Here is a 576-nt window from a genome sequence, read left to right as displayed (position 1 = left end):
TTCTCACGCGGGTAACCGAAGTGCGGCTGAAACTGCAACAGATGAACAACAGCGATGATCCGCCGGCAATGGCGAATGCGCTGGCTAAGACGGTATTTGAAGGGAAAAGCACCGATTTGACCGATACGCAAGGCTATGGGCGCTTAATAGCCGCCAGCCTAGGGGGCCAATGGCGGAGTTTTGGTCAGACGCTGTTTATCGAGCCGTTAGCGCAGGCGTGGCAGGGGGTACTGAAACCGGCAGAGGAGAATCTGAACACCCAGTGGCAGAGGGCGATAGTGGACAACTGGAATCGGGCATTTGCGGGCCGTTATCCGTTTGCCGGTGGCGACAGTGAAATTTCATTGCCGATGTTGGGGCAATTTATCCGGTCAGATTCGGGGCGGATAGAGCAGTTTTTGACGCGTCAGTTAGGCGGGATACTGCATAAAGCGGGTAACCAGTGGGTGGTGGATGAGGTGAATGGTCAGGGCGTGCAGATTAACCCGGATTTTCTAAAGGCGATAAATCAGCTCAGTCAGTTATCGGACCTGTTATTTGCCGATGGCAGTCAGGGATTGCGGTTTGAACTGCGGG

At 54.3% G+C, this 576-nt stretch carries 1 pseudogene; it reads left to right on the top strand.

Going from position 1 to position 576, the window contains the following annotated elements:
• Window positions 1-576 (top strand): annotated as a pseudogene (locus EAE91_RS23730) (ImcF-related family protein); the annotation flags it as partial.

Source organism: Photorhabdus noenieputensis, from assembly GCF_018448935.1.
GTDB lineage: Bacteria > Pseudomonadota > Gammaproteobacteria > Enterobacterales > Enterobacteriaceae > Photorhabdus > Photorhabdus noenieputensis.
The sequence above is the reverse complement of the archived record's forward strand: the minus strand, read 5'-3'. Positions and strand labels throughout refer to the sequence as shown.